The following is a 24,998-nucleotide window of genomic DNA, read 5'->3' on the forward strand; positions in this document are numbered from 1 at the left end:
GCCATGGTGGTTCGCAAAAGGTATTGACTTGAAACGAACGGGAAGAGAGCCCACCTATATAAAGGTGGGCTCTTAATGTTTGAAGTGCGGGATTTGAAAGGAAAATGCACCGTTTGGATGGTCGGAACATTTTTTAATTTTTATCGATATGATTCGGTTTTCATAATCTGTTTCAATGTCTTTGTCGTTTAAATAAAAAGGGAGCATCACGCTTTTTTCAATTGGCTGTTCGCCTTCACCATTTGGATGCTGTACTGTGTAAGTCAACGTCAGCTCATGTCCAGCGAAGGTCAGCTTTACATCAGTGATCGATAAGGTGGAGACATCGATTTCGATAATATAATCACGGCTTGTTTCATAAAGATCAATTGGGAGGTGTTCATCATACCAGGCAAATGGATCATCCATTAAAACATTGAGCCAATCATCTATTTCAATAAAATCAGAGGAATTCGATTGCTTTTCATTCTCCATAAACACTCCTCCATCACATCTCATAATAAATCATATGATGAAAATGGAAATGTGTGAAAGACCTAAAACATCCCGTGTGGTCACGGGATGAGAGGGGAATAATTACATATCATGATGAGAATTGTGCTTTTGTCTTGTATGGTTGCGGTTTTTCACTTTTTTACTGCCTGATAACGGCTCAGGCTGACCGCCTTGATGCTCCTTAGGAGAGTTTTGACGGATGTCTTTCCCTGTGTTTTTATTCGTCATGATGTTTGGCTCCTTCTTATTGATTCTTTTTACGTTTTTTATTGTTTTGCCTTTGTTCTTCTGTTAAAACGAGCTGATCATCTTCCGTATAGCCTGCGCCATTACCCTGGCTTTTGGCTGCGTTCATGCCATTCATGACATGATTAGCTTTGCGTTTTGTCATGTTCTATCACCTCATTTGTAGTATGAGCCCGCCCCGCTTCGTTTATGAAGAGTAATCATTTCCTAATGATAAGTTAAACTTATTGAATTTAATAAAAGCATTGTTATTTACTTATGTATGAATTTGTTTTAAGATGAAATTGTGAGAAAATTGTGGTGAAATACGACGATTTTTCTGAGAATTGAAATTGATCTTGATCATCAAAAGGGGGATTTTGGACATGTCGAAACAGCAGCAAGTCGCTAAACAAGACGCTTTTCAATCTAGAAAAACGTTTTCGACAAATGGGAAAACGTATCACTATTATTCGTTAGAAGCACTAGAGAAACAAGGAATCGGAAATGTTTCTAAGCTGCCTTATTCCATTAAGGTACTTTTAGAATCAGTGCTTCGCCAAGTAGACGGTAGAGTGATCAAGAAGGAACACGTTGAAAACTTGGCAAAATGGGGAACTGCCGAGGTAAAAGAAATTGATGTTCCGTTTAAACCTTCTCGTGTTATTTTACAAGACTTCACGGGTGTACCAGCCGTCGTTGACCTTGCTTCTTTAAGAAAAGCAATGGCAGATGTAGGCGGGGATCCGGATAAAATCAACCCTGAAATTCCAGTTGACCTTGTGATTGACCACTCAGTACAAGTTGATAAAGCTGGAACTGAAGATGCATTAAACATTAACATGGATTTAGAGTTCGAACGTAACGCAGAGCGTTATAACTTCCTTAGCTGGGCAAAGAAAGCGTTTAATAACTATCAAGCTGTCCCACCTGCAACAGGAATTGTTCACCAAGTGAACTTAGAGTATCTTGCAAGTGTTGTTCATGCGATTGAAGAAGATGGCGAGATCATCACTTACCCAGATACATTAGTTGGAACTGACTCTCATACAACGATGATTAACGGTATCGGTGTACTTGGATGGGGCGTTGGCGGTATCGAAGCGGAAGCTGGTATGCTTGGTCAGCCTTCATACTTCCCAGTACCAGAAGTGATTGGTGCTAAATTAGTTGGAGAGCTTCCAAACGGAACAACTGCAACTGACCTTGCATTAAAAGTCACACAAGTCCTTCGTGAAAAAGGCGTAGTGAACAAGTTCGTTGAGTTCTTCGGACCTGGTGTTGCACAATTGCCGTTAGCAGATCGTGCAACCATTGCGAACATGGCGCCAGAATACGGTGCTACTTGCGGATTCTTCCCAGTAGATGAAGAAGCGCTTGCTTACCTGCGCCTTACTGGACGTGATGAAGAGCAAATTAATATCGTTGAAGAATATTCTCGTGCAAATGGCTTATTCTATACGCCAGATGCAGAAGAACCAATTTTTACTGATGTTGTGGAAATTGATCTTTCTAAAATTGAGTCAAACTTATCTGGTCCTAAACGTCCACAAGATTTGATTCCACTTTCTCAAATGAAAGAGACGTTCCATAAACACATCGAAAGCCCAGCTGGTAACCAAGGGTTTGGCTTAGATAAATCAGAGCTTGATAAACAAATCGAATTTGATCTTGCAAACGGTGAAAAAGCTGTGATGAAGACAGGTGCGATTGCGATTGCAGCGATTACGAGCTGTACGAATACATCGAACCCATACGTGTTAATCGGAGCAGGTCTTGTTGCGAAGAAAGCAAGCGAGCTTGGTATGAAAGTGCCAAACTACGTGAAAACGTCACTAGCGCCGGGTTCTAAAGTTGTAACAGGGTACCTTGTGAATTCGGGACTTCTTCCATATTTAAAAGATCTTGGATTTAACATTGTTGGATATGGCTGTACAACATGTATCGGAAACTCCGGACCGCTTGAGAAAGAAATTGAAGATGCAGTCTCTGAAAATGATCTGCTGATCACTTCTGTATTATCAGGTAACCGTAACTTTGAAGGTCGTATTCATCCGCTTGTGAAAGGGAACTACCTTGCATCTCCACCATTAGTTGTGGCTTATGCACTTGCTGGTACGGTGAATATTGATTTAACAAAAGATCCTATCGGTGTCGATAAAAATGGCGAGAACGTTTATTTCAATGACATTTGGCCATCAATGGATGAAATCAACAGCGTCGTTAAGAGCACTGTCACACCTGAGCTATTCCGTTCAGAGTATGAAACTGTTTTTGACAACAATGACCGCTGGAATGAAATTAAAACGACGGATGATGCATTGTATAAATGGGATGAAAATTCCACATACATTGATAACCCGCCATTCTTTGAAAACCTATCAGTTGAACCTGGTAAAGTTGAACCGCTTAAAGGCTTGCGCGTCGTTGCGAAGTTCGGTGACTCTGTCACAACTGACCATATTTCTCCTGCTGGAGCGATTGGTAAGGACACACCGGCGGGCAAATACTTGCAAGAAAGAGGCGTATCGCCTAGAGACTTTAACTCATATGGATCTCGCCGTGGTAACCACCATGTTATGATGAGAGGTACTTTTGCAAACATCCGTATTAAGAACCAAATTGCACCAGGAACAGAAGGCGGTTATACAACTTACTGGCCAACTGGTGAAGTGACATCGATTTATGATGCATGCATGCGTTATAAAGAGGATGGAACAGGTCTTGCGATCTTAGCAGGTAAAGACTACGGAATGGGTTCTTCACGTGACTGGGCTGCTAAAGGAACAAACCTTCTTGGAATTAAATTTGTTCTAGCTGAAAGCTTTGAGCGTATCCACAGAAGTAACCTTGTCTTCATGGGCGTACTTCCTCTGCAGTTTAAAGATGGAGAAAGTGCAGAAACTCATGGTCTAACAGGAACAGAAACATTTGAAGTTCATGTTGACGAAACAGTTCGTCCACGTGATCTCGTCACTGTGAAAGCAATTGACACAGATGGAAACGAGAAAACGTTTGAAGTGGTGGTTCGCTTTGACAGTGAAGTCGAAATTGACTACTATCGTCATGGCGGTATCCTTCAAATGGTACTTCGCGAAAAATTGGCAAGCAACTAATACAGCAAAGAAGAGAAGGCGATCCAACAGCTTTCTCTTCTTTTTTAAAATAGTGGAGGATCAATCATGTGGAAAAAAGGAATGGCAAGCGCTGTTTTACTTGTGTTGATTGGTTTACTTGCGTGGAATTTATTTGGGCCAAAAGAGCCCGCAATCGGTCTTGAAAAAGGTGATCAAGCCCCTGATTTTGAACTGAAAACCCTTGATGGCAAAACCGCCTCGTTATCTGATTACCGAGGGAAAAAGGTGCTCGTCAATTTCTGGGCGACATGGTGTAAGCCGTGCAGGACGGAAATGCCGGATCTAGACGCGATTAGGAGCGAAAATGACCAAGTTGAAGTACTAGCAGTGAATTTAACGACCACTGAAAAGAGTGTGGATCATGTGGCAGCATTCACAAAAGAATTAAAGGTGAGCTTTCCTGTTTTATTGGACCAAAAAGGCATTCAAGCAAGATATCAGGTGCTTTCATACCCAACGACATACATATTAGATGAAAAAGGGCGCATCATGTCTGTGAAGCATCAAATGCTGACAAAAAAAGAAATTGAAAAAGAGCTGGATCTATAATGATTCAGCTCTTTTGCTTATTTTCTAAATGTTTTGGCGAAAATGTAATCATACATATATGGAGGTGAGTGAAATGAGAAGAAGAAAACGACGCACATTTGAAGAGCTTGTGCTTGAAAATAAAAAAGAATTATTAAGCAATGAGGAATTTTTAAACCAGCTTGAAGAAAAGTTGGAAGAGCGATTTAGACAGAAATAAGTTATGAATTATCCGTTTTCGTTCATCCTAAAGAAGAGGGAGGGATGAATAATGGGTAGAGAGCATGATAAACAAGCGCAGTTTACACCAGACCATTTAGGGACAAAACCTGTAGCATACAAACGGAATAAAGGTAAAAAGATGCATAATAAATCAAATGAACAGCCTGATGTGATACAGACGAAGGGCGAATAAGGAGGGGAATCATCATGAATAACGAGTCATATCAATCCAATCCAGATGATCGTTCTGATAATGTTGAAAAGCTGCAAGATATGATCGAGAACACACTTGACAATATCGATGAATCTGAAGCAGCGATGTCCGTTTCGACAGAGACAGAAAAGCAAATGATCAAACAAAAAAACGAAAACCGCAAAATGAGTATTGACGCGATGCGTTCTGAGATCAAGGACGAAGAAGCGGCAAGAAAGAATGGCTATACCGAATAAACCAGGGATTCCTGGTTTATTTTATTGCCTCTTTTTAGAAGAACCATTTGGAATGTGGTAAAATGGCAGAGACAGACCTTAGGTTTTGATAGGAGAGCGATGAAAACGTGTATGTATCCAAAAAAGAAATAGAAGTCCGTTATGCAGAAACAGATCAAATGGGCATCGTGTATCATGCCAATTATTTAATTTGGATGGAAGTCGGCAGAACAGCATTGATTAAAGAATTAGGGTTTTCCTATGCGCAGCTAGAAGCAGATGGTGCTCTTGCACCTGTTATAGACTTGCAGGTTCAATATAAAAAACCATTGCTGTACGGTGAAACAGCAACCGTTCATACATGGATTGAAGAATATAATGGTGTCAAAACGGTGTATGGCTATGAAATTCAAAAACCTGATGGACAAACAGCGATTACAGGGACAACCTCACATATATGTGTGGATAAAGACACCTTTAGACCTATTCAATTTAGAAAAGCCTTTCCTGCCTGGCATAAAGTATATGAACAGTCGAAGAAGCAGGTTTAATTTATGGCTTTTGGTATTAAACGAAGCGATTTAAACGCTTGGAAATCAGCTGTCCAGCAAGGCAAAGTTGCTTTTTTAACACACTACTGGCTCGATGACCGTTTTCCAAATGCCAATACTGTCACAAAAGCAGCCTGTCAGGATATGAAGCGGTTAGTTGAGTGGGGAGAAAGACATGGACTAAAAAAAGAATGGATTCATGACCGCGAAGGGTTTCCTCATTTTGACTTGATCGGTGAGCCGCAAAAAAGAATTCTGCAAAAGGAACGATCTTTAGGGAACATTCAGGAGTATGGGCTGTATATTGAAGTGTAAAACAAAAAAGATACCCGAGGGATGAGGTATCTTTTTTTGTTTATTCATAATGAAATTCTGGTTCTTTCACGGACTCGTTATAATCAATATGCAGATCATGGTTGTCAAAGTACCAAATATCACTTTCCTCAATAAAGAAAGTAATACCTTCTATTTCAGCGGTTGCGCCGGCATTTTGAGGTTCATCTTTTGCGACGCCGAGAGAAAAGCCTTTTTGTACATTACTGCACCCGCCATATCTCACAAAAAAGCGAACTTGATCACCTTTTTCTAAATCTAATTCATCCTTGTACCAATTGAGTGCATCTTCTTTTATCGTTAATTTCAATGTGATCGCCCCTTTTTGAAGTCATGCTGTTTTTAAAATGCAGGATGCAAAAACAGCTTTTCTTTACTTTTACCACATATTTAAATGGATGAAACGGCTAGAGCCATTTGATTTTCGGTTCAGTTTTGTTGAGAATTCGTTTGAGGTTGGCGATGTGTCTGTAGATCACAAAGCCAGCAAGAACGGCAACAACAATGATTAAGAATAGGTCTTTGGTGAATATGCTGTAAATGAATGTATAGATCCCTGTCAGCATAGATGATAGTGAAACATATTTACTAATGTATAAAAATAAGAAAAAAGCAGCGATCATCGTGATAAATAGGAATGGGGCATAAAATAGCAGCACACCGCCTGATGTAGCGACTGCCTTTCCCCCTTTAAATTTTGCAAAGACAGGAAAGCTGTGACCGATAACAGCAGCAACTCCTGCTAATAAGGGATGGATGTCCAGCTGCATGAAAAACGGTAAAGCTGAAGCAAGCGTCCCTTTTAGGATATCAGCAGTAATCACAATAGACCCTGCTTTTACGCCAAGTGTACGAAATGCATTCGTCGCACCTAGGTTTCCGCTGCCATGTTCACGGATATCGATACCCTTTGCAGCTTTCCCGACAATGAGACCGGATGGAATACTGCCGAGAAGATAAGCCAAAATAAACATCAAAGCAATTAACATCTGCATAACTCCTTTATATTCTCCCTCTTGTCTTACATTTTAACATGATCTTGTGAAAAACATGGGGAACTTTTTTTGAAAAAATCGAAAGCAGATGGATTCGGCTTTGTTTTTAAGCAGAAATTCGCTAAAATGGAGGAAAAGGAGTGTCTTGATGAACAATCCTACGAAAGAAGAAATCGGCCGTATATTAAAAAGCAGTAAACGAATTGCTGTTGTTGGATTATCAGATCAGCCGCACCGGACGTCTTATATGGTGTCTAAGGCGATGCAGGATGCCGGGTATGAGGTGATCCCAGTGAATCCAACGATCGATGAAGCACTCGGTGTGAAAGCAGTCGCTTCTTTAAAAGATATAAAAGAGCCTGTTGATATCGTCAATGTCTTTAGACGTTCAGAGTTTTTACCAGAGGTGGCAGAAGAGTTTCTCGAAATAGACGCACCTGTTTTTTGGGCGCAGCAAGGCATATATCACGAAGAAGCGAAAAGGCTGATTGAGGAAAATGGCAAGGTCGCCATCATGGATTTATGTATCAAGGTGGCTCATGCGATGACAAAAACTCATTAAATCGTCAAAAATCCTTGGTTTTTCAAGGATTTTTGCTTTTTTGTTGCAGAAATATATTTGCGATTCTGAAAGAAAGCGATAAAATAAGGCGACAGGGACATATCGGCGGCCTTGCATATCGAGAAAAAGAGCGATAAGATAAATATAGAACATTTGTTCTGTTTTGCTAAAACCATCATATGATTGCATTTGGCTTATGAAACAGTCTTGTTTATAATGGACTTCTAGTTCTGATTGCAGAATGTAGAATGATTCTCATAGCTGTGCAAAAGAGCATGTATTGGTGAATGACACATGCATGATGATGATGCAGCTTATTAAAGTGGACAGTAATGAGCAGCATGATCATCATTAAAATCTAGAGAGATCATTTGATGATTAGCCGGTTATGTTTGTTAGTGAAAGGGGATTAAGCATTTGGTTAAAAAGCAGCAAGTAGATTATAACGATGATTCTATTCAGGTGCTAGAGGGGCTTGAAGCGGTCCGTAAACGTCCAGGGATGTATATTGGATCTACGGATTCGCGCGGTCTTCATCACCTTGTCTATGAGATTGTAGACAACTCTGTCGATGAAGTGCTCGCTGGCCATGGAGATCATATCATTGTCAAAATACATAAAGATAACAGCATTTCCGTCCAAGATAAAGGGCGTGGAATGCCTACTGGTATGCATAAGCTTGGAAAACCGACACCTGAGATCATTTTAACGGTCCTGCACGCAGGCGGAAAATTTGGTCAAGGCGGATATAAAACAAGTGGTGGACTTCACGGAGTTGGGGCATCTGTTGTGAACGCGCTGTCAGAATGGCTCACTGTCACAATTGAACGTGACGGATTTATTTATCATCAGCGCTTTGAAAACGGCGGTAAACCTGTCACATCACTTGAAAAAGTCGGAAAATCGAAAAAAACGGGAACACTGATTCATTTTAAGCCGGATCCTACCATGTTCAGTGTTACGACCTATAATTTCGATACATTATCAGAGCGTTTAAGAGAATCTGCCTTTTTATTAAAAGGGTTAAAAATAGAGCTGATCGATGAACGGAATGATGTACAAGAAACGTTTTATTATGAGACAGGCATTGAAGCCTTTGTTGCTTATTTAAATGAAGAAAAAGATGTTCTGAGTGAAGTCGTCTCATTTGAAGGAGAGCATCAATCGATTGAAGTAGATTTTGCTTTTCAATTTAATGATGGCTATTCGGAAAATATCCTTTCCTTCGTTAATAACGTCAGAACAAAAGATGGCGGAACACATGAGTCTGGTGCCAAAACGGCCATGACGAGAGCCTTTAACGAATATGCTCGCAAAGTCGCTCTTTTAAAAGAAAAAGACAAAAATTTAGAAGGCACTGATATTCGCGAAGGACTGTCTGCTATTATTTCTGTCAGAATTCCTGAAGAGCTGCTTCAATTTGAAGGGCAGACAAAAGGAAAGCTTGGGACAAGTGAGGCACGTTCAGCTGTTGATGCTGTCATTTCTGAAAAACTTGCGTATTTCCTTGAAGAAAACCGGGAAACAGCCACTCTTCTTGTGAAAAAAGCGATTAAAGCGCAGCAGGCAAGAGAGGCTGCTAGAAAAGCCCGTGAAGAAGCAAGGAGCGGCAAGAAACGGAAAAAGTCTGAAGCCACGCTGAGCGGAAAATTAACACCTGCTCAATCTAGAAACCCAGCAAGAAACGAACTATACCTAGTAGAGGGTGACTCAGCGGGCGGGTCAGCAAAACAGGGACGCGACCGTAAATTCCAGGCAGTGCTGCCGCTGCGCGGAAAGGTCATCAATACAGAAAAAGCAAAGCTTGCTGATATTTTCAAAAACGAAGAAATCAACACCATTATTCATGCAATCGGTGGAGGCGTCGGTGTCGATTTTAATGTAGAAGACATCAATTATGACAAAATCGTGATCATGACAGATGCGGATACGGATGGAGCGCATATTCAAGTGCTTCTCTTAACATTCTTCTACCGCTATATGAAGCCGCTGATTGAGCATGGCAAAGTGTTTATTGCACTCCCGCCTTTATATAAAGTCAGCAAAGGCTCAGGGAAAAAAGAAATCATTGAGTACGCATGGTCTGATGAAGAAATGGATGACGTTTTGAAGAAAGTTGGAAAAGGGTACACGATTCAGCGCTACAAAGGGTTAGGTGAAATGAATGCCGACCAGCTATGGGAAACGACAATGAATCCAGAATCGAGAACACTTGTCAGGGTCAAAATTGATGATGCTGCACGTGTGGAACGCCGCGTCACAACTCTAATGGGTGACAAAGTAGAACCACGCCGTAAATGGATTGAAAAGAATGTCGCCTTTGGACTTGATGAGGAAAGCAACATTCTTGAAAATGAAAACTTGTCGCTAGCTGAGGAGGTTTAAACATGGCACAACAAGAACGATTTCATGATTTACCATTAGAAGAAGTAATCGGCGACCGATTTGGCCGCTATAGTAAATATATTATCCAAGACCGTGCGCTTCCAGATGCACGTGATGGACTAAAACCTGTACAACGAAGAATTTTATATGCGATGTATGCAGAAGGAAATACGCAGGATAAAAACTTCCGTAAAGCCGCTAAAACAGTCGGTAACGTGATTGGTAACTATCACCCGCACGGAGACTCATCTGTTTATGAAGCGATGGTAAGAATGAGTCAGGAGTGGAAAGTACGAAATGTACTGATTGAGATGCATGGGAATAACGGGAGTATCGATGGTGATCCGCCTGCTGCCATGCGTTATACGGAAGCAAGGCTGTCTGCTATTGCTTCAGAGCTTTTAAAGGACTTAGACAAGGAAACGGTCGAATTTGTCGCAAACTTTGATGATACAAGCAAAGAGCCCGTTGTATTACCAGCGATGTTCCCAAACCTTCTTGTGAACGGATCAACAGGGATTTCAGCCGGGTATGCCACAGATATCCCGCCGCATCACTTGGGAGAAGTCATTGATGGCGTTATTAAACGAATTGAACAGCCGCATTGTACGGTTGAGGATTTAATGACGGTCATCAAAGGGCCAGATTTCCCAACAGGCGGTATCATTCAAGGTGTAGACGGTATTAAGAAGGCGTATGAAACAGGAAAAGGAAAGATTATGATTCGAGGCAAAGCGGAGATTGAAACCATCCGCGGCGGACGCCAGCAAATCGTGATCACAGAAATTCCTTACGAAGTGAATAAAGCCAATCTTGTCAAAAAGATGGACGAGTTCCGAATTGAAAGAAAAGTAGAAGGCATTTCAGAGGTCCGAGATGAAACAGACCGTACTGGGCTTCGAATCGTAGTAGAGCTGAAAAAAGAAGCAGATGCAAATGGTGTGCTGAATTTCTTATATAAAAACTCAGATCTGCAAATCCCATATAACTTTAATATGGTAGCGATACATAATCGAAGACCGACCTTAATGACGCTCACCACTGTACTAGATGCATATATTGCCCATCAAAAAGAAGTGGTGACGAACCGCTCAGCGTACGAGCTTCGTAAAGCGAAGGAACGCCACCATATTGTAGACGGATTGATTAAGGCACTTTCCATCTTAGATGAAGTTATTGCCACAATCCGCTCCTCTAATGATAAGCGTGATGCAAAGAACAACTTGATGGCGAAATATGACTTTACAGAAGCACAATCAGAAGCGATTGTTTCACTCCAGTTATATCGTTTAACGAATACAGATATTACGCAATTAAGAGACGAAGCAAGAGAGCTAGATGTGCGCATAGCAGAGCTTGAAGACATTTTAGCGAACGAGAAAAAGCTGCTGAAGGTCATTACAAACAGCCTGAAAAAGCTCAAAAAGACATATGCTGATGAGAGAAGATCCGTTATTGAGGAAAAAATCGAAGAAATTAAGATTAACCTTGAAGTGATGATCGCATCAGAGGATGTTTATGTGACAGTCACGAAGGATGGTTACATTAAGCGAACAAGCCAGCGCTCCTATGCTGCCTCTAACGGTAAGGACTTTGGCATGAAGGATACTGACCGGTTGATTCATCAGTTTGAAATGAATACAACGGATGTTCTTCTGCTGTTTACGAATAAAGGAAGCTACATTTATTGTCCTGTTCACCAGCTGCCAGATATACGCTGGAAAGACATGGGGCAGCATATTACGAATATCATTTCGATTGATCGCGAGGAATCCATCCAAAAAGCCATTCCAATAAAAGAATTTGATGAAACGTCATATCTTTTATTCTTTACGAAAGGCGGAATGGTGAAGAAAACGGAGCTTCTTCAATATAAAGCGCAGCGCTATTCGAAACCGCTTGTTGCCTTGAACCTAAAAGGTGACGATGAACTCGTCGATGTTCATGTCACAACAGGACAGCAGGAATTGTTTATTGCAACGAAAAATGGTTACGGTTTGTGGTTTGATGAAGAAGAAGTAAGTGTTGTTGGACCGAGAGCGGCCGGCGTCAAAGGAATCAACTTGAAGGAAGGGGACGAGGTAGTCTCTGGCCAGATCATTGATCCGAAAAACGATGTCCTTGTGCTCACGACACAAAGAGGGGCTGTAAAGCGAATGAACCTCTCTGAATTTGATAAAACATCAAGAGCGAAACGCGGAGTTCTTATGCTGAGAGAATTAAAGAAAAACCCGCACCGTATTGTGGCTGTGATCGCTGCAGCGCTGCACGATACACTTGAGATAGATACCGAAAAAGGTACAACGATTCCACTTGATATTTCTACTTTAAGAGCAAATGACCGCTATAGCAATGGATCATTTATTGTAGATGAGGAAGAGCAGGGAGAAGTGACTCATGTCCTTCTGACACCTGAACCTGCACCAGATGACAATAAATAAGCAAACGAAAACCCCCTGCGACTGGCAGGGGGTTTCTTTTATATACGGGTCATTTAGCTCTCGTGGTTGCCAAACATGCTTGTAATGGCGTGCACTACTTCAATTCCTTGGTAGACGAAAAGAGAAAGTGAAGTGACAGAGAAAAGACCTAGAATGAAAATTCTTAAGAAAAATAACATCGTGTAAAACCTCCCAATTTTTGTTTTGATTTAGATGGTTGGGTTAAACACGAGCTTGTCGGAAATAAGAAGATTGATAGAACACTGCAAGTAAATGCTTCTTTTTCCGGTCAAATCGATCAGTATGAGTGATGCGCGCAAATCCAGCTGTCATACTGCCAATAATCAGCAGTGCTGTAAATGCGGCAAATACTGCGTTCACATGTTTTTGTTTCTTTTCATCGCCCATTGTCTGGACGATTTTCATTTCATGTGATTCTTGATCGGCAACCACCTTAGCATGATGGTATACCTGAACGGAATGAGGCATTGAGAACAAATGAAAACTTGCAAGTGCTATGCATAAAACACCTAATTTTAATAGCATATTTTTTTTCATTTTTCTCACCCCTTCCTGGTTATTTTCATGATCTTACCACGTTTTCAGTTATTTGAAAAGTCTTATTTTTTTACTTTCCCTCTTTAAAAAAGCGATAAACATCACGACATCTATAGGACTGTTTCACTTCATGAAAGGTTTCAATTTTATTTTTTAAATTTAAAAAAAGTGCCATGATCAAGGATCAGACACTTTTAGTCGCTTGTAATGAATGTGGTTTTGCTACAGCTTTAGTAAAGATTCCTGCAATACATATGGCAAATAGAACAAAGATAAAGGCATGAAGCAATCCAACCTGATTGGCAAGCAGCCCTAAAATAGGAGGACCGGAAAGGGAGGCTGTGTAACCAGATAAGGTCACAATACTAACGCGTTTGACAGCGTACCGGCTATCATCGCCTGCTGCAGAAATAGTTAGCGGAAAGCCTAAAGATGCGCCAAGTCCCCATAAAAAGATTGATATCATACATACAACAAGTGAAATCTTCAAAATGACTAAGAATAGGCCGGCAGCTGCTGATAAAATCGCAACTCTTAGCAATAATACTCTGCCAAAGCGATCGATCAAACGTCCGCTGATCAGTCTGCCGCTAATCATGCCGCACAAAAACAAAGCATAGATGACCGTACTCATGGAATGTGAAACTTGATAGCCATCCACCATTGCAAGTGGAATCCAATCATTGGCGGAGCCTTCGACAAACGCAAGACATAAGGCGATCATCGCAAGAGATATCGTTCGTTTGTTCAGCCATGCCGTTTGAGTAGGCTCAACTGTATCGGACTGTTTCTCATGCTGATCCTTTCCTGTCCCGTGCGGAATAAACCGTGTACAAATCAATATGCTGAGGAAAAGCAGAAGGGCAATAGCGAGAAGGTGTATCAATACAGAAACCCCTAAATGGATAAAAAGAATACCAGCACCTGCTCCAATTAAAGTCCCAATACTAAAGGAAGCATGCAATATAGGCAGAATGGTTTTCTTGATGCTGTACTCAATCTCTGTTCCTTCTAAGTTCATCGCTACATTGCACATGCCAGAGCCTGCGCCAAAAAGAAAAAGACCGGAAGTGACGACAAAGATAGAAGAGAGTGTTGAACCAATGGCAAGAGTAGTAAATCCAAGGAACATCAAAAAAGCACTGATCACAATCGCCACTCGGCCGCCTTTTTTGCGGACGAATACATTTGAAAGAACAAGCCCAACAATTGAACCAACGGATAAACCGAGTAAAATAAGTCCCATTGTTCCAGTGTTTGCTTGTAATAAATCTCTCACTTCCGGTGTCCGAGAAAACCATGTAGAAATGGAGATCCCAGACATCGTAAAGATCACAATAATTGCTTTATACCACTTTAATTCCATCTAATCCCTCACATTTAAAGATATATATGTTATTGAACAAATCTACTCGATTATAAATGAGACTTGCTGATTCGTAAATAACTTGCTGGAGGAACAAGGTCAATTCTAGTCAAAAGAAATCATTCCTTCCCAATTCTTATGATGAGAAGGTAAAATAATAAACATAAAGGGGGCGGTAGGATGTAATCATATCGCATCGGTATAAATAGAAGGGAGGAGGAGATCAACATGAAAAGTGAAAAGGAAAAAATGATTCAAGGAGAACATTATGTATCTAGTGACCAAACACTGATCGCAGATCGTGAAAGAGCGAGACAATTGACATACGCATATCAGCAAACCAATCAGCAAGAAAAAAGAACATCCATTTTAAAGGAATTATTAGGCGCTTGCGGAAATGATGTCGTTTTTGAAGGAAGACTGCAGTGCGATTACGGATACAATATCGAGATTGGTGAGCATTTTTTTGCAAATTTTGATGCAGTGTTATTAGACGTGTGCAAAATTACCATTGGACATCACTGTTTATTAGGTCCGAATGTACATATTTATACGGCTGGACACCCACTTGACCCGATAGAACGTGCAAAAGGCATTGAATTCGGCAAACCAGTCACCATTGGAAACCATGTATGGATTGGCGGCGGTGCTATTATTAATCCAGGTGTCACAATTGGCGACAATGCTGTCATTGCTTCTGGTGCCGTTGTGACAAAAAATGTTCCAGCAAATGTGGTGGTTGGCGGAAATCCTGCGAAAATCATTAAATATCTTGATGAATCAAAATCTGGCGAATAACGTTGGATTTTGATTTTTTCTATTTTGTCTCAATAAGATGAGTATACTTAATTTTGAGACAAAAGAAATTCATTGTTTGTTTAACTTCCTAGAATATATATTATGTAAACTAAGAAATGAGAATACATATTTGAGTGTCGATATTTAATTTCACAACCTCTACCACCTTCTCAATAAATTAGATCAGTCGTAAAGGTTGTGCCTTTCCTTATTGGCTGCTACAGTAAATTAAATACTTTGGGATATTTCGTTTAAAAATACTTTCCTCTTTTCATCTGTTGTTAAGTTAACTCTCGAAAAATGAATCCATTTGGTGTCTTCATTTTTAAGTCCCAAGTCAGCAAGAGTTCTGTTAATAAAAACGCTTTGAATCGCATTCCCACCTTCAGATTCTATATAATCCTTATCTGTTGTAGATGTTGAGATCACGGTTGTTTTTTTAATATTTGTCAATAAACCTTTTAAAGCCCCAGTGTTTTTATCTTCTAAGAATGCGAAACCTCTTAACATGACTTTATCAATAAATCCTTTTAAAATTGCAGGTAAATCCCACCACCAGACAGGAAATATAAATATTAATTCAGTTGACTGACTTAATTTCTTTTGATAATCCTTAACTAATTGATCAGGCGTTTCTCCTTTATGAAAATACTTCAATTCCTCAGCTGAAAAGACGGGATTAAACCCATCTTTATATAAATCGATCACTTGAAATGGTTCTCTCTTTGTTTCTAGATTTTCTGTAATGGAAGTCAAAATGGCATGATTATAGCTTCCATCCCAAGGATGTGCATAGACAATTGTTTTCATGATTCATTCACCCTTTTTTGTTATTTTCATCATATTTTGATGTACATTCATTTTATTGTATGCTATAACGTACTACAAGTACGGTAATTAAAGTGCGATACTAACCTAAAGGAGAGTGTAAAATGACCAAAGAATCCTTTACAGCTAATGTTGATCTAAAAGAAACTGGATTTGGGTACACTTTATCATTAATTGGTGGGAAATATAAGATGACGGTACTGTATGCTTTATATGCAAACAATGCGCCTATTCGCTATAATCAGTTGAAACGAATGCTTGGGGCAATCTCTTTTAAAACATTAACCAATACACTAAAAGAACTTGAAGCAGATCAGTTAATTAATCGTAAAGAATATCCTCAAGTGCCTCCAAAAGTAGAATATAGTTTATCGGAAAAGGGATTATCATTGATCCCTGTATTAGATGCGATTTGCTATTGGGGGGAAGAACAAATGAAAAAATAGTTAAACGTTGAGTGAAATTGTACTTTTAGGCAAAAGGGTGTACATTCAGTCAAAAAAAGAGCATCTCTCTTGAGATACTCTTAGAACGATGATGATATAGCTGTTTATTGATACATCTCATGGAATATTAAGTTGTCTTTCTCTTATTTTTTGTTTGAGTTATGCTGCAAATAAACAACATGAGTTTGTAAAAATTCTTCTAACCCATGTTTACCATCTGCTCCGCCAATTCCAGATTTCTTACGACCTGAGTGGAATCCCTGAATGGCTTCAAAGTTTTCACGGTTAATGTACGTTTCTCCAAATAGTAACTCATTTGCAGCACGCATCGCTGTATCTAAATTCTGTGTAAAGATAGATGATGTTAATCCATATTGGCAATCATTCGCAAGCTCAATTGCTTCATCTAAATCTTTAAACGTCATAATCGGGAGAACCGGTCCAAATACTTCTTCCTGTACAATTTCTGAATCTTGTTTTACATTCACGAGGACTGTTGGTTCATAGTAATATCCAGGTGTCACATCTGCACGTTTTCCACCAGTTAACACTTGGGCCCCTTCTTCAACAGCTCGGTTTACCATCGCTTCAATTGATTCTATTGCTTGCTTATTTGTAAGTGGTCCCATATCTAAACCTTCATCTTCGAGAGGATTGCCATATTTCACATTTTTCATTGATGTGACAATTTTTTTGATAAATGGATCGGCGATACTTTCATGAACATACACGCGTTCAGCACAGTTACATACTTGTCCCGTATTAATGATACGTGAGTCGACAATTGCTTTCACGGCTAAATCAATGTCTGCATCTTCAGCTACAATAGCTGGTGCTTTACCGCCAAGCTCTAGACTGACTTTTGTTACATTTTGAGCTGCAGCTTTCATGACACTTACACCTGCATCCACGCTCCCTGTTAAACTGACTAAACCAATCTTTTCATTTGAAGCAAGTTCGTCTCCCACTGTATCTCCGCGCCCTGTTACAAGATTGAATACCCCTTTTGGAATACCCACTTTATCTACTAATTTTGCAAATTCTATTGCATTATTTGGCGTATCACTACTAGGTTTAATGACAATGGTATTCCCTGTTACCAATGCAGGCGCAGCCTTTCTCGCTACAAGGAAGAATGGGAAATTCCATGGTAAAAAGCCAGCTACAACCCCGATTGGCTCTTTAAAGATCATTATATTTTCATTTGGTCTGTCACTTTGAAGAATTTCCCCTTCGTACGTCCTTGCTGAACCTGCCATATAATCAATGTACTCAGCAGTAAAATCAACTTCTGTAGTAGAGAGAGCAAGTACTTTTCCTTGTTCTTCTGAAATGACGCGTGCAAGAAAATCTCTATTTTTTCGAATTTCTTCAGCTAAACGTGTTAAATACTTTGCACGCTCAGCAGCCGGTTTCTTTTTCCATTCTTTTTGTGCAGCTTCTGCAAACTCAATCGCTTCTTGAACCTCTTCTTTAGAACAACTTGGCACTTCTGAAATCACTTTTTCAGTTGCCGGATTTAACACCTGTATCACTTCGCCAGAGCTGGCATTTACAAATTCTCCATTAATGTACATTTGAAATTGTTTAACATTGGTTTGTGAGTTCATTTACTGAAACCTCCTAATATTGGGTTGTAGGAAAGACTATTTTTATAGATTTAAAACTCCTTGTCTTGGCACAACACCAAAAGCATCTGCCAAGTCTTGAAGCTGTTGATCTGTAATGGTTTGTTTGACGCTTCCTTGTGCACATACAACTGTGTATACTTCCGCAGCTTTTTCAGCTGTTTCAATTAACCCAAATGTCTCATCCATTGTAGTTCCAGCACCAAAAATTCCGTGGTGTGGCCAAATAACTGAACGAACATCTTTCATTTTTGCAGCTGTAGCTTCTCCAATTGAATCAGTTCCTGGAACCATCCATGGAATAATACCAATTCCTTCTGGGAATACAACAATGCATTCGGTACACATCTGCCATAAAGTTTTTGTAAATGCTACTTCATCCAAGCTGTGTGTGAATGTCATACCAATAAGGTTTGTTGCATGACAGTGCATGATCACACGATGGTTTGGATCTGCTTTTAATCTTTCAATATGGCTCATTAAATGTGATGGAAGCTCACTTGTTGGAACGCCTCCCTCTTCTAACCCCCATAAAATATCAAGCGATTTGCCATCTTCAGTTATACGAATAATACCAAGGTTAGCGGCTGGATCATCTATTACATTTTTAAAATATTTCCCCGAACCCGTCACAATAAAATATTTCCCTGCTAACTCAGCACCATCAAAAATCATCGGCACCGTTCGTTTCACATCATGAACGTCAAGGTACTCTGCTACTTCGTCTTCTTTTAATAAATAACTAATATTCCCGCCATTTCGTTCATCCCAACCTAAGCGATATAGGTTAGCTGTCGTTTTGGTCATTTCTTGAAGGAAAGGTGCTTTTAGTATATTTTTCTTTGTCAAAAGGTCTTTCATCTCCATCTTCTCCCTTGTTTTCATTGATATATATCTTTCTAAATAAAAATTATACTTTTGATAAACTCATGCAAAAGCGTTTACATCCTCATATTACTTCGAGAAACACATTAAGTCAACACAAACAAACATTTTATCTTTGTTTGTGTTTGTTTTGATTGTGATATAAGTGGTTATTTTATGAATGATACAATGCTGTTTCATTCGCGTTAAATACTAAACCTTGCTGCTGTTTAAGGTCATTTTTTTGAAGTTATAAGTATGTTATGATGAAAACAAACAAAAATAAAAACAAAACAACAACCTTATAGGCAATTTTATGCTGTTTTTCTTTTATTCATATTTAAAAGCGAAAGGAAGTTACACATGTTATTAGCTGAAAGGCATCAAAAAATAGTAGATTTAGTTAATTTACGATCCAGCATTCGTGTATCAGAATTAAGCGAAATTTTTTCTGTGACAGATGAAACGATTCGCCGTGATCTTGAAAAATTAGAGAAAGAAAATAAGTTGCGGCGAAGCCACGGCGGAGCAGTTAGTATTGAGGAAAAAGAATCAGAAGTTGATTTTTCAGAGCGAGAAATTACGAATGTATTAGAAAAGAAAGTGATTGCACGTGAAGCTGTGAAGCAAGTTGAAGAAGGCGACCGTATTATCCTTGACGCAAGTACCACTGCATGGTACATGTCAAAAATCCTTCCGAATATTCCTTTGACTGTTATCACCAACTCCATTAAGGTAGCCATAGAATTAAGTAAGAAAGAAAAAATTCAGGTGATCTCAACAGGAGGTCTCCTCCTTCCTAAATCGTTGTCCTACGTAGGACCTCTAGCAGAGCGCTCACTGGAAAATTATCATGTGAATAAAGTGTTCTTATCCTGTAAGGGTATTGACTTAAATAGCGGCTTAAGTGATTCAAATGAGTGGCAGGCTCTCTTAAAAAGAAAAATGATTGAACGGTCACATGAGACCATTTTAATGGTCGACTCTAGTAAGTTTGGATCCCGTGAATTTTCTCATATCTCTTCATTAAGTGATATTAGCCGCATTATTGTTGACGATAAACTAAGCAATGATGCACATGCCATTTTACGTGATAAAAATATTAATGTTACTTCTGTAGCCTTGATGAGTGAATCTGCTTCATAGTCAAATCCAAATAGAAGATTAAGGTCTCTCCTTTTCTGTGTATATACGTGTTCAAGACAAACCTATATAGGTTTGTCTTTTTCTATATCCACAATTTTATCTTGCCTTATTTATGATGAACCCCTCTCGTAATCAACATTAACAAAAACCAATAATAAAAAAATGTTGTTTTATTTTTGTTTTTATAATAATATGACCATATAAACAAAGAAAAATAAAGATTTTGCAGAAATCAGGGGAAAAAATCACTTTATTGTGAAGATTAAATTGCTTTTTGCAAACGCTTTCTTTATTTTTTTCATTTATTCTACAGTACAAGGAGCGAGAGAGATGATAAGAAAAGCCAGTATTATGTTTGTACACAAGGATCAATTTGATGAATACAAACGTCGACATGATGAAATATGGCCGGAAATGGTTGAGGCATTAAAACAGCATGGAGCTCATAACTATTCTATTTTCTTAGAAAAAGAAAGTGGCCAATTGTTTGCTTATTTGGAAATCGAAAATGAAGATAGATGGAACCAGATGGCTAAAAGTGATATTTGTAAAAAATGGTGGGATTACATGGCACCTATCATGGAGACAAATTCAGATAACAGTCCACGCTCTGTAGATTTAAATGAATTGTTTTACTTAGCATAATTTTTTAGGAAAACAAAGACAGCAAAAATACAGGCATTCAAACGGATGTATCGTTTGAAGGTACTTGAGAGGAGATTTAAATATGGCTGGTAATACAAAAGGCGGATTAAAGTCTACTATTACTGTAGCAATGTCAAATTATTTGGAGGCAGCATCCATCGTAGCTGCTGCTGGCGGCCTGACACTCTGGATGGAATATTTAAATTTAAATGACTTTAAACTGGGATTATTAGGAGCGCTGAGTGCTAATGGATTTGCTTCAGCTGCAGGAGCCCTCATAGGAGGCGTTCTGGTTGATAAATATGGGCGAAAGTTAATTTATAAATACGATTTATTGGTCTATATGTTTGGTGTCTTATTAACGATGTTGTCTTTTAACTTCCCCATGTTGTTAGCTGGATACATTATTACTGGAGTAGCCGTAGGAGCTGCCATTCCAGCTGCTTGGACGTATATAGCAGAAGAAGCGCCTGAAAATGAACGTGCATCTCGTGTAGGATGGGGACAGTTAGCGTGGTCGGTTGGTCCAGCTATTTCGTTACTCCTCTCTGTCGCCTTGGCCCCATTAGGTCTTTTAGGAAGCCGAATTATTTTTGGTCAATTATTTGTAATCGCTTTAATTACTTGGATTATGCAACAACAAATTAGTGAATCAAAAATATGGGAAGAAGAAAAACAAAAAGAAGAGAATCAAAAAGCAAATGGTGAAAAATTAAAAAGTCCAGTCAAAGAATTATTCACAATCAAAGCAAACCGTCATGCCATTATTTTATTACTAGGGATCTATTGCTTTTGGAACTTAGTAGCTGGTGTAATGGGATACTTCATGCCGTATATTTATCAGACCGTTGGAGGGCTTTCATCATCACAAGCAAATTTATTACAAGCGTTTTTATGGATTTTGACCGTTTTAGGAACGTACTTTGTCTTTATTAAACTAGGTGATAAAGTGAACAGACGTGTATTGTATGGCATAGGAGCGGCAATGGGGATTGCTGCTTGGGCTACTCTTACGTATGGCGGAATGGGCATGACTGAACTGCTTATATTTGTAATATTATGGGGAATTGCAGCTGGTTTTGGTGCTCAAGCATTTTATGGTCTTTGGTCAAGTGAGTTATTTCATACAAAATACCGTGCAAAGGCACAAGGATTCCTTTTTTGTACAGCGCGTGTAGCCGTTGGCCTTATATCACTTGTGATTCCAACGATGATTTCTACATTAGGATTTAAAATATCAGGTTCTATTATGATTGGGTTTCTTGTAATTGCTGCAATTATTGGATTAGTCATGGCGCCAGAAACAAGAGGAAAATCATTAAAAGAAATTGAAAAGGAACGATACAGCGCTTAAAAAAATAGCCAAGCTTTCTTTGAGAAGCTTGGTTATTTTTCTGCCTCCCCCCTGCTCTCCTTACTACAATAAAAAATAGAGATTCCAAATGGAAACTCTATTTTTTATATCAACCAACCTTACACAATGAAATAAAAAGCATTTAAAGGTCCATGCACACCCACGACCAAATTCATTTCGATATCTGCAGAATTACTTGGTCCAGAAATAAAGTGAATACAAGAAGCAACAGCTTCTCCCTTTTCCACACGTTGGTTTAGGTCAGAAACAGCCTGTGTAATACGTGCCACAATCGTTTCACGCGGGATAATCGTAACATAGACAGTCGGCAAAAAGTGAAGTGCCCGCCCTTGTCCCTCATGAGTTTTTACAACAATTGTTCCTGACTCGGCAAGTGCATAGTCACTGAATGTAATACCAATATTGGCTTTTTCGGCGAGGGAATGATTCGCTTCACGTCCTCTTTTTGAATCCCATACATGTACCTCTATATTTTCTTCCGGCCATTCTTTTTCAAGTAAATCTGTTAAGCCATATTCTTTGAAACGTGTATCTTGGGCTGTCATTACGGGCCCCCCGCCATGTTCAGCAACAATTTTCTTTAAAGCTTCAGCTAAGTGATCTTTTGTTGTTTCAAAAACAGTGGTATGAATTTTGCTGCAGTGCTCTGTGAACGTAGCGATTAACTCCTTTTCTGTATAACCTTTCATTACATCCCAGTTTACGTTATTCTTCCACTCTGGTCGTACAACACCACTTATTCGTCTTTCCCGTCCCAGCTGTTTAGCCACATGATTTAAAAAAACTTCCTGATTTTGAGCTGTTCCTCTCATTACTTTTCACCACCTTTTTTATGATTGTCAAACCAGTCTCGAAAACGTTCTTTACTTGGAGCTGGGAATTCTCGAATTTCAGTCCAATTTTTTAATGGGCCAATTCCTTTGGAGACTCGATCTCCTGATACAATGGGCTTCATAGCTGCAGGTGCCATTTTTGTACCTAGTTTGTATAGAGCAGCAGATGATGCTCCCATTCCAAACATTTTCATCGCTAGTTTCTCACCGAGAGGAGCACGTCCTTCTTTTTCAACAATTACTTGACGATGTTTTAAAAGTAGTTCGTGTAGCGGAATTTTAACTGGACAAGCATCAGTACATGCTGCACAAAGAGTTGATGCATATGGCAGTTCTTTATAATCGTCATATCCACCTAAAAGTGGACTTAATACTGCACCAATTGGCCCCGGATAGATAGAGCCATAAGAATGTCCTCCGACATGACGATATACTGGACATACATTAATACATGCTGCACAACGGATGCATTGTAATACTTGTTGGAACTCAGACCCTAAGATTTCAGAACGGCCGTTATCAACGACAACAAGGTGAAATTCTTCTGGACCATCTGCCTCTTCTTCATATTTAGGCCCTACTGTTGTAATGTAACTCGTTAGCTTTTGCCCTACTGCACTTCTGCAAAGCAATCCAACGAGTACATCCAGCTCCTCCATTGTTGGTACAAGACGTTCCATTCCCATTACAGCGATTTGCGTTTTTGGAATAGCAGTTACAAGATCCGCATTTCCTTCATTGGTCACTAAACAGATTGATCCTGTATTTGCAACGGCAAAGTTGCAACCGGTGACACCGATTTCTGCTTCAAGAAATTTTTCGCGCAGGATTTTACGAACAAATTTTGTCATCTCGTAAGGATCTTCCGACTTTCCATAACCTAGTTTTTCTTGAAATACATCACGAATTTGTTCTTTTTTCATATGAAGAGCCGGCGCTACGATGTGGGAAGGTGGTTCATGATCATCAACTTGCAAAATGTATTCGCCAAGGTCACTTTCTACCACTTCACAACCTATGTCTTCTAAAGTTTTATTCATTTCGATTTCTTCGGTTACCATTGATTTGGATTTCACGACTTTCTTGGCTTGTTTTTTTTCTGCAACTTCCTTCATGTATTGAGCGGCGTCTTCTTTTGTTTTCGCAAAAAAGACATGTCCCCCGCGTTTTGTAACATTTTCACTTAATTGCATTAAGTAATAATCTAAATTCTCCAGCGTGTGTTGACGGATTTGCTCCCCTAAATCGCGCCATTCTTCCCAGTTCCCAAGCTCTTCACTAGCTGCCAAACGACGTGTATACAGGCGTTCTTGAGCTGTAGCCACAGCTTCACGCATCGTAGAATCTTGGATTCCTTTATCAATACGTTCATTAAATTTTTTATCACTAATTTTCATGCTCATGTCGTGTTCCCCCCCTTGAATTAACGGCTATTTAATACCTCTGCAATATGCAGTACCCGCGCTGATTTTCCTAAACGTTCTATTCGTCCTCCAATATTCATTAAACATCCACAATCTGCACTAATTAAATAGTCCGCACCTGTCTGTTCAACACTTTCTACTTTTTCGTCTACCATTTGTTCAGATATTGGCATCATTTTCACAGAAAAGGTTCCACCAAATCCACAGCAATTTTGGGCGTTGGGAAGGTGCTCAACCTCTAATTCTTTTACATTAGAAAGCAGCGTAAAAGGTGCTTCCTTCACACCTAGCAAACGTGTCATATGACAAGATGTATGATAGGTCGCTTTCCCTTTTAAACGTGCCCCTACATCTGTAACCTTTAACACCTCTACGATAAATTGAGTTAGTTCATACGTTTTCTCAGCAAGACGCCTTGCTCGCTCCTCCCATTGAAAATCTCCTTTGAATATATGTGGATATTCGTGGAACATCGCTGCACAAGAACCAGAGGGAGTTACTATATACTCTGCATCTTCAAAGGTTTGGATCATATTTTTCGCTGCTTGCTTGGCTTCGGCAACATAGCCACTATTATAGGCGGGCTGGCCACAACATACTTGTGATGTAGGAAATGATACTTCACAACCAAGGTGTTCAAGTATCTCAACTGTTGCCTTACCGACATTCGGCTGGAAAGTATCAATTAAACATGTAATAAATAAGCTCACTTTCAATTTTAAAACCTCCTCTTAACGAATATTTAGATTTACCTGGTCGGCTGATGACTGATAAGTAAAAGCAG

General features: G+C 39.5%; 30 protein-coding genes. 16 read left to right on the forward strand and 14 right to left on the reverse strand.

Going from position 1 to position 24,998, the window contains the following annotated elements; genetic code table 11:
• Positions 1-72 precede the first annotated feature (72 nt).
• The 3 genes from NST65_RS08600 to sspO form a co-directional block, all read right to left on the reverse strand.
• A complete protein-coding gene (locus NST65_RS08600; RefSeq protein ID WP_024425138.1) occupies positions 73-474 on the reverse strand; it encodes an Hsp20/alpha crystallin family protein in 402 nt (133 codons plus the stop codon).
• A gap of 102 nt (positions 475-576) precedes the next feature.
• Positions 577-723 (reverse strand): small acid-soluble spore protein P, encoded by a 147-nt coding sequence (locus NST65_RS08605; RefSeq protein WP_003211331.1) that lies wholly within the window; start codon positions 721-723, stop codon positions 577-579.
• 16 nt (positions 724-739) lie between these two features.
• Complete coding sequence (sspO, locus tag NST65_RS08610; RefSeq protein WP_024425139.1) at positions 740-886, reverse strand: small acid-soluble spore protein O; 147 nt, start codon at positions 884-886, stop codon at positions 740-742.
• Between the two features lie 220 nt (positions 887-1,106).
• Between sspO and acnA the strand changes: the two genes are divergently transcribed.
• The 7 genes from acnA (at position 1,107) to NST65_RS08645 (ending at position 5,902) form a co-directional block, all read left to right on the forward strand.
• Positions 1,107-3,836 (forward strand): aconitate hydratase AcnA, encoded by a 2,730-nt coding sequence (gene acnA / locus NST65_RS08615; RefSeq protein WP_024427088.1) that lies wholly within the window; start codon positions 1,107-1,109, stop codon positions 3,834-3,836.
• Positions 3,837-3,902: 66 nt separating this feature from the next.
• The gene (locus tag NST65_RS08620; RefSeq protein WP_024425141.1) at positions 3,903-4,406 is read left to right on the forward strand and encodes a TlpA disulfide reductase family protein; all 504 of its coding nucleotides are present in this window, start codon (positions 3,903-3,905) and stop codon (positions 4,404-4,406) included.
• Positions 4,407-4,434: 28 nt separating this feature from the next.
• Positions 4,435-4,605, forward strand: coding sequence for an FbpB family small basic protein (locus NST65_RS08625; protein WP_229137412.1), 171 nt, complete (start codon positions 4,435-4,437; stop codon positions 4,603-4,605).
• Positions 4,606-4,656: 51 nt separating this feature from the next.
• Complete coding sequence (locus NST65_RS08630) at positions 4,657-4,800, forward strand: acid-soluble spore protein N (protein ID WP_008357830.1); 144 nt, start codon at positions 4,657-4,659, stop codon at positions 4,798-4,800.
• Positions 4,801-4,814: 14 nt separating this feature from the next.
• Complete coding sequence (gene tlp / locus NST65_RS08635) at positions 4,815-5,057, forward strand: small acid-soluble spore protein Tlp (protein WP_024427090.1); 243 nt, start codon at positions 4,815-4,817, stop codon at positions 5,055-5,057.
• A 107-nt stretch (positions 5,058-5,164) separates the two neighbouring features.
• Positions 5,165-5,587, forward strand: a complete 423-nt coding sequence (locus NST65_RS08640; protein ID WP_024425143.1) for a thioesterase family protein — start codon at positions 5,165-5,167, stop codon at positions 5,585-5,587.
• A 3-nt stretch (positions 5,588-5,590) separates the two neighbouring features.
• A complete protein-coding gene (locus NST65_RS08645; protein ID WP_041117529.1) occupies positions 5,591-5,902 on the forward strand; it encodes a hypothetical protein in 312 nt (103 codons plus the stop codon).
• Between the two features lie 40 nt (positions 5,903-5,942).
• On the opposite strand, the gene NST65_RS08650 is transcribed toward NST65_RS08645, so the two are convergent.
• On the reverse strand, positions 5,943-6,230 hold the full coding sequence (locus tag NST65_RS08650; RefSeq protein WP_024425145.1) for a HesB/YadR/YfhF family protein: 288 nt from the start codon (positions 6,228-6,230) through the stop codon (positions 5,943-5,945).
• 97 nt (positions 6,231-6,327) lie between these two features.
• Positions 6,328-6,909, reverse strand: a complete 582-nt coding sequence (gene plsY, locus NST65_RS08655) for a glycerol-3-phosphate 1-O-acyltransferase PlsY (RefSeq protein ID WP_024425146.1) — start codon at positions 6,907-6,909, stop codon at positions 6,328-6,330.
• Positions 6,910-6,984: 75 nt separating this feature from the next.
• On the opposite strand from plsY, the gene NST65_RS08660 reads away from it, so the two are divergent.
• From NST65_RS08660 to parC, 4 genes are all read left to right on the forward strand, one after another.
• Complete coding sequence (locus tag NST65_RS08660; RefSeq protein ID WP_254966706.1) at positions 6,985-7,113, forward strand: hypothetical protein; 129 nt, start codon at positions 6,985-6,987, stop codon at positions 7,111-7,113.
• Positions 7,064-7,477: a CoA-binding protein gene (locus NST65_RS08665; RefSeq protein WP_025093244.1), complete on the forward strand. Its 414-nt coding sequence runs from the start codon at positions 7,064-7,066 to the stop codon at positions 7,475-7,477. The genes NST65_RS08660 and NST65_RS08665 overlap by 50 nt, the downstream gene beginning before the upstream one ends.
• 417 nt (positions 7,478-7,894) lie before the next feature.
• On the forward strand, positions 7,895-9,862 hold the full coding sequence (parE, locus tag NST65_RS08670) for a DNA topoisomerase IV subunit B (protein WP_111927434.1): 1,968 nt from the start codon (positions 7,895-7,897) through the stop codon (positions 9,860-9,862).
• A 2-nt stretch (positions 9,863-9,864) separates the two neighbouring features.
• On the forward strand, positions 9,865-12,303 hold the full coding sequence (gene parC, locus NST65_RS08675; RefSeq protein WP_024427093.1) for a DNA topoisomerase IV subunit A: 2,439 nt from the start codon (positions 9,865-9,867) through the stop codon (positions 12,301-12,303).
• A 53-nt stretch (positions 12,304-12,356) separates the two neighbouring features.
• On the opposite strand, the gene NST65_RS08680 is transcribed toward parC, so the two are convergent.
• From NST65_RS08680 to NST65_RS08690, 3 genes are all read right to left on the reverse strand, one after another.
• Entirely contained in the window at positions 12,357-12,482 is a 126-nt protein-coding gene (locus NST65_RS08680) for a hypothetical protein (protein ID WP_254966705.1), read from the reverse strand.
• A 43-nt stretch (positions 12,483-12,525) separates the two neighbouring features.
• Positions 12,526-12,861, reverse strand: coding sequence for a hypothetical protein (locus tag NST65_RS08685; protein ID WP_024425150.1), 336 nt, complete (start codon positions 12,859-12,861; stop codon positions 12,526-12,528).
• A 184-nt stretch (positions 12,862-13,045) separates the two neighbouring features.
• On the reverse strand, positions 13,046-14,227 hold the full coding sequence (locus NST65_RS08690; RefSeq protein WP_024425151.1) for an MFS transporter: 1,182 nt from the start codon (positions 14,225-14,227) through the stop codon (positions 13,046-13,048).
• 228 nt (positions 14,228-14,455) lie between these two features.
• Here NST65_RS08690 and NST65_RS08695 point away from each other — a divergent pair, with 228 nt between their 5' ends.
• The gene (locus NST65_RS08695; protein WP_024427095.1) at positions 14,456-15,025 is read left to right on the forward strand and encodes a sugar O-acetyltransferase; all 570 of its coding nucleotides are present in this window, start codon (positions 14,456-14,458) and stop codon (positions 15,023-15,025) included.
• 228 nt (positions 15,026-15,253) lie between these two features.
• Here NST65_RS08695 and NST65_RS08700 read toward each other — a convergent pair whose 3' ends face one another.
• A complete protein-coding gene (locus NST65_RS08700; protein ID WP_034621984.1) occupies positions 15,254-15,835 on the reverse strand; it encodes an NAD(P)H-dependent oxidoreductase in 582 nt (193 codons plus the stop codon).
• Between the two features lie 122 nt (positions 15,836-15,957).
• On the opposite strand from NST65_RS08700, the gene NST65_RS08705 reads away from it, so the two are divergent.
• Entirely contained in the window at positions 15,958-16,299 is a 342-nt protein-coding gene (locus tag NST65_RS08705) for a helix-turn-helix domain-containing protein (protein WP_111927435.1), read from the forward strand.
• A 143-nt stretch (positions 16,300-16,442) separates the two neighbouring features.
• On the opposite strand, the gene aldA is transcribed toward NST65_RS08705, so the two are convergent.
• Both aldA and rhaD read right to left on the reverse strand, forming a co-directional pair.
• Positions 16,443-17,909, reverse strand: a complete 1,467-nt coding sequence (gene aldA, locus NST65_RS08710; RefSeq protein ID WP_111927436.1) for an aldehyde dehydrogenase — start codon at positions 17,907-17,909, stop codon at positions 16,443-16,445.
• 42 nt (positions 17,910-17,951) lie between these two features.
• Positions 17,952-18,788, reverse strand: coding sequence for a rhamnulose-1-phosphate aldolase (gene rhaD / locus NST65_RS08715; RefSeq protein ID WP_111927437.1), 837 nt, complete (start codon positions 18,786-18,788; stop codon positions 17,952-17,954).
• Between the two features lie 366 nt (positions 18,789-19,154).
• Here rhaD and NST65_RS08720 point away from each other — a divergent pair, with 366 nt between their 5' ends.
• From NST65_RS08720 to NST65_RS08730, 3 genes are all read left to right on the forward strand, one after another.
• Complete coding sequence (locus NST65_RS08720) at positions 19,155-19,937, forward strand: DeoR/GlpR family DNA-binding transcription regulator (RefSeq protein ID WP_111927438.1); 783 nt, start codon at positions 19,155-19,157, stop codon at positions 19,935-19,937.
• Positions 19,938-20,267: 330 nt separating this feature from the next.
• On the forward strand, positions 20,268-20,582 hold the full coding sequence (gene rhaM / locus NST65_RS08725) for an L-rhamnose mutarotase (RefSeq protein WP_056766886.1): 315 nt from the start codon (positions 20,268-20,270) through the stop codon (positions 20,580-20,582).
• Between the two features lie 82 nt (positions 20,583-20,664).
• Complete coding sequence (locus tag NST65_RS08730) at positions 20,665-21,936, forward strand: MFS transporter (RefSeq protein ID WP_111927439.1); 1,272 nt, start codon at positions 20,665-20,667, stop codon at positions 21,934-21,936.
• 119 nt (positions 21,937-22,055) lie between these two features.
• On the opposite strand, the gene NST65_RS08735 is transcribed toward NST65_RS08730, so the two are convergent.
• The 3 genes from NST65_RS08735 to NST65_RS08745 are packed head-to-tail and all read right to left on the reverse strand — an operon-like array spanning position 22,056 to position 24,930.
• Positions 22,056-22,769 carry a lactate utilization protein C gene (locus tag NST65_RS08735; protein WP_111927440.1) on the reverse strand — a complete coding sequence of 238 codons (714 nt, stop codon included), beginning with the start codon at positions 22,767-22,769 and terminating at the stop codon, positions 22,056-22,058.
• Positions 22,769-24,193 (reverse strand): LutB/LldF family L-lactate oxidation iron-sulfur protein, encoded by a 1,425-nt coding sequence (locus NST65_RS08740; RefSeq protein ID WP_111927441.1) that lies wholly within the window; start codon positions 24,191-24,193, stop codon positions 22,769-22,771. The genes NST65_RS08735 and NST65_RS08740 overlap by 1 nt, the downstream gene beginning before the upstream one ends.
• A gap of 20 nt (positions 24,194-24,213) precedes the next feature.
• On the reverse strand, positions 24,214-24,930 hold the full coding sequence (locus NST65_RS08745) for a (Fe-S)-binding protein (protein WP_111927442.1): 717 nt from the start codon (positions 24,928-24,930) through the stop codon (positions 24,214-24,216).
• Positions 24,931-24,998: the final 68 nt, after the last annotated feature.

The organism is Bacillus sp. FSL P4-0248 (genome assembly GCF_038593305.1).
Taxonomy (GTDB): domain Bacteria; phylum Bacillota; class Bacilli; order Bacillales; family Bacillaceae; genus Bacillus; species Bacillus safensis.

What these genes read in the sequence shown, in the direction of transcription:
- NST65_RS08730 (WP_111927439.1), top strand. Translation starts at nt 20,665, where the DNA reads ATGGCTGGTAATACAAAAGGCGGATTAAAGTCTACTATTACTGTAGCA.
- parC (WP_024427093.1), top strand. Translation starts at nt 9,865, where the DNA reads ATGGCACAACAAGAACGATTTCATGATTTACCATTAGAAGAAGTAATC.
- NST65_RS08620 (WP_024425141.1), top strand. Translation starts at nt 3,903, where the DNA reads ATGTGGAAAAAAGGAATGGCAAGCGCTGTTTTACTTGTGTTGATTGGT.
- aldA (WP_111927436.1), bottom strand. Translation starts at nt 17,909, where the DNA reads ATGAACTCACAAACCAATGTTAAACAATTTCAAATGTACATTAATGGA.
- NST65_RS08735 (WP_111927440.1), bottom strand. Translation starts at nt 22,769, where the DNA reads ATGAGAGGAACAGCTCAAAATCAGGAAGTTTTTTTAAATCATGTGGCT.
- rhaM (WP_056766886.1), top strand. Translation starts at nt 20,268, where the DNA reads ATGATAAGAAAAGCCAGTATTATGTTTGTACACAAGGATCAATTTGAT.
- NST65_RS08705 (WP_111927435.1), top strand. Translation starts at nt 15,958, where the DNA reads ATGACCAAAGAATCCTTTACAGCTAATGTTGATCTAAAAGAAACTGGA.
- NST65_RS08665 (WP_025093244.1), top strand. Translation starts at nt 7,064, where the DNA reads ATGAACAATCCTACGAAAGAAGAAATCGGCCGTATATTAAAAAGCAGT.
- sspO (WP_024425139.1), bottom strand. Translation starts at nt 886, where the DNA reads ATGACAAAACGCAAAGCTAATCATGTCATGAATGGCATGAACGCAGCC.
- acnA (WP_024427088.1), top strand. Translation starts at nt 1,107, where the DNA reads ATGTCGAAACAGCAGCAAGTCGCTAAACAAGACGCTTTTCAATCTAGA.
- NST65_RS08690 (WP_024425151.1), bottom strand. Translation starts at nt 14,227, where the DNA reads ATGGAATTAAAGTGGTATAAAGCAATTATTGTGATCTTTACGATGTCT.
- NST65_RS08625 (WP_229137412.1), top strand. Translation starts at nt 4,435, where the DNA reads ATGTTTTGGCGAAAATGTAATCATACATATATGGAGGTGAGTGAAATG.
- NST65_RS08680 (WP_254966705.1), bottom strand. Translation starts at nt 12,482, where the DNA reads ATGTTATTTTTCTTAAGAATTTTCATTCTAGGTCTTTTCTCTGTCACT.
- tlp (WP_024427090.1), top strand. Translation starts at nt 4,815, where the DNA reads ATGAATAACGAGTCATATCAATCCAATCCAGATGATCGTTCTGATAAT.
- NST65_RS08600 (WP_024425138.1), bottom strand. Translation starts at nt 474, where the DNA reads ATGGAGAATGAAAAGCAATCGAATTCCTCTGATTTTATTGAAATAGAT.
- NST65_RS08605 (WP_003211331.1), bottom strand. Translation starts at nt 723, where the DNA reads ATGACGAATAAAAACACAGGGAAAGACATCCGTCAAAACTCTCCTAAG.
- plsY (WP_024425146.1), bottom strand. Translation starts at nt 6,909, where the DNA reads ATGTTAATTGCTTTGATGTTTATTTTGGCTTATCTTCTCGGCAGTATT.
- NST65_RS08630 (WP_008357830.1), top strand. Translation starts at nt 4,657, where the DNA reads ATGGGTAGAGAGCATGATAAACAAGCGCAGTTTACACCAGACCATTTA.
- NST65_RS08685 (WP_024425150.1), bottom strand. Translation starts at nt 12,861, where the DNA reads ATGAAAAAAAATATGCTATTAAAATTAGGTGTTTTATGCATAGCACTT.
- NST65_RS08695 (WP_024427095.1), top strand. Translation starts at nt 14,456, where the DNA reads ATGAAAAGTGAAAAGGAAAAAATGATTCAAGGAGAACATTATGTATCT.
- rhaD (WP_111927437.1), bottom strand. Translation starts at nt 18,788, where the DNA reads ATGAAAGACCTTTTGACAAAGAAAAATATACTAAAAGCACCTTTCCTT.
- NST65_RS08645 (WP_041117529.1), top strand. Translation starts at nt 5,591, where the DNA reads ATGGCTTTTGGTATTAAACGAAGCGATTTAAACGCTTGGAAATCAGCT.
- NST65_RS08700 (WP_034621984.1), bottom strand. Translation starts at nt 15,835, where the DNA reads ATGAAAACAATTGTCTATGCACATCCTTGGGATGGAAGCTATAATCAT.
- NST65_RS08740 (WP_111927441.1), bottom strand. Translation starts at nt 24,193, where the DNA reads ATGAGCATGAAAATTAGTGATAAAAAATTTAATGAACGTATTGATAAA.
- NST65_RS08720 (WP_111927438.1), top strand. Translation starts at nt 19,155, where the DNA reads ATGTTATTAGCTGAAAGGCATCAAAAAATAGTAGATTTAGTTAATTTA.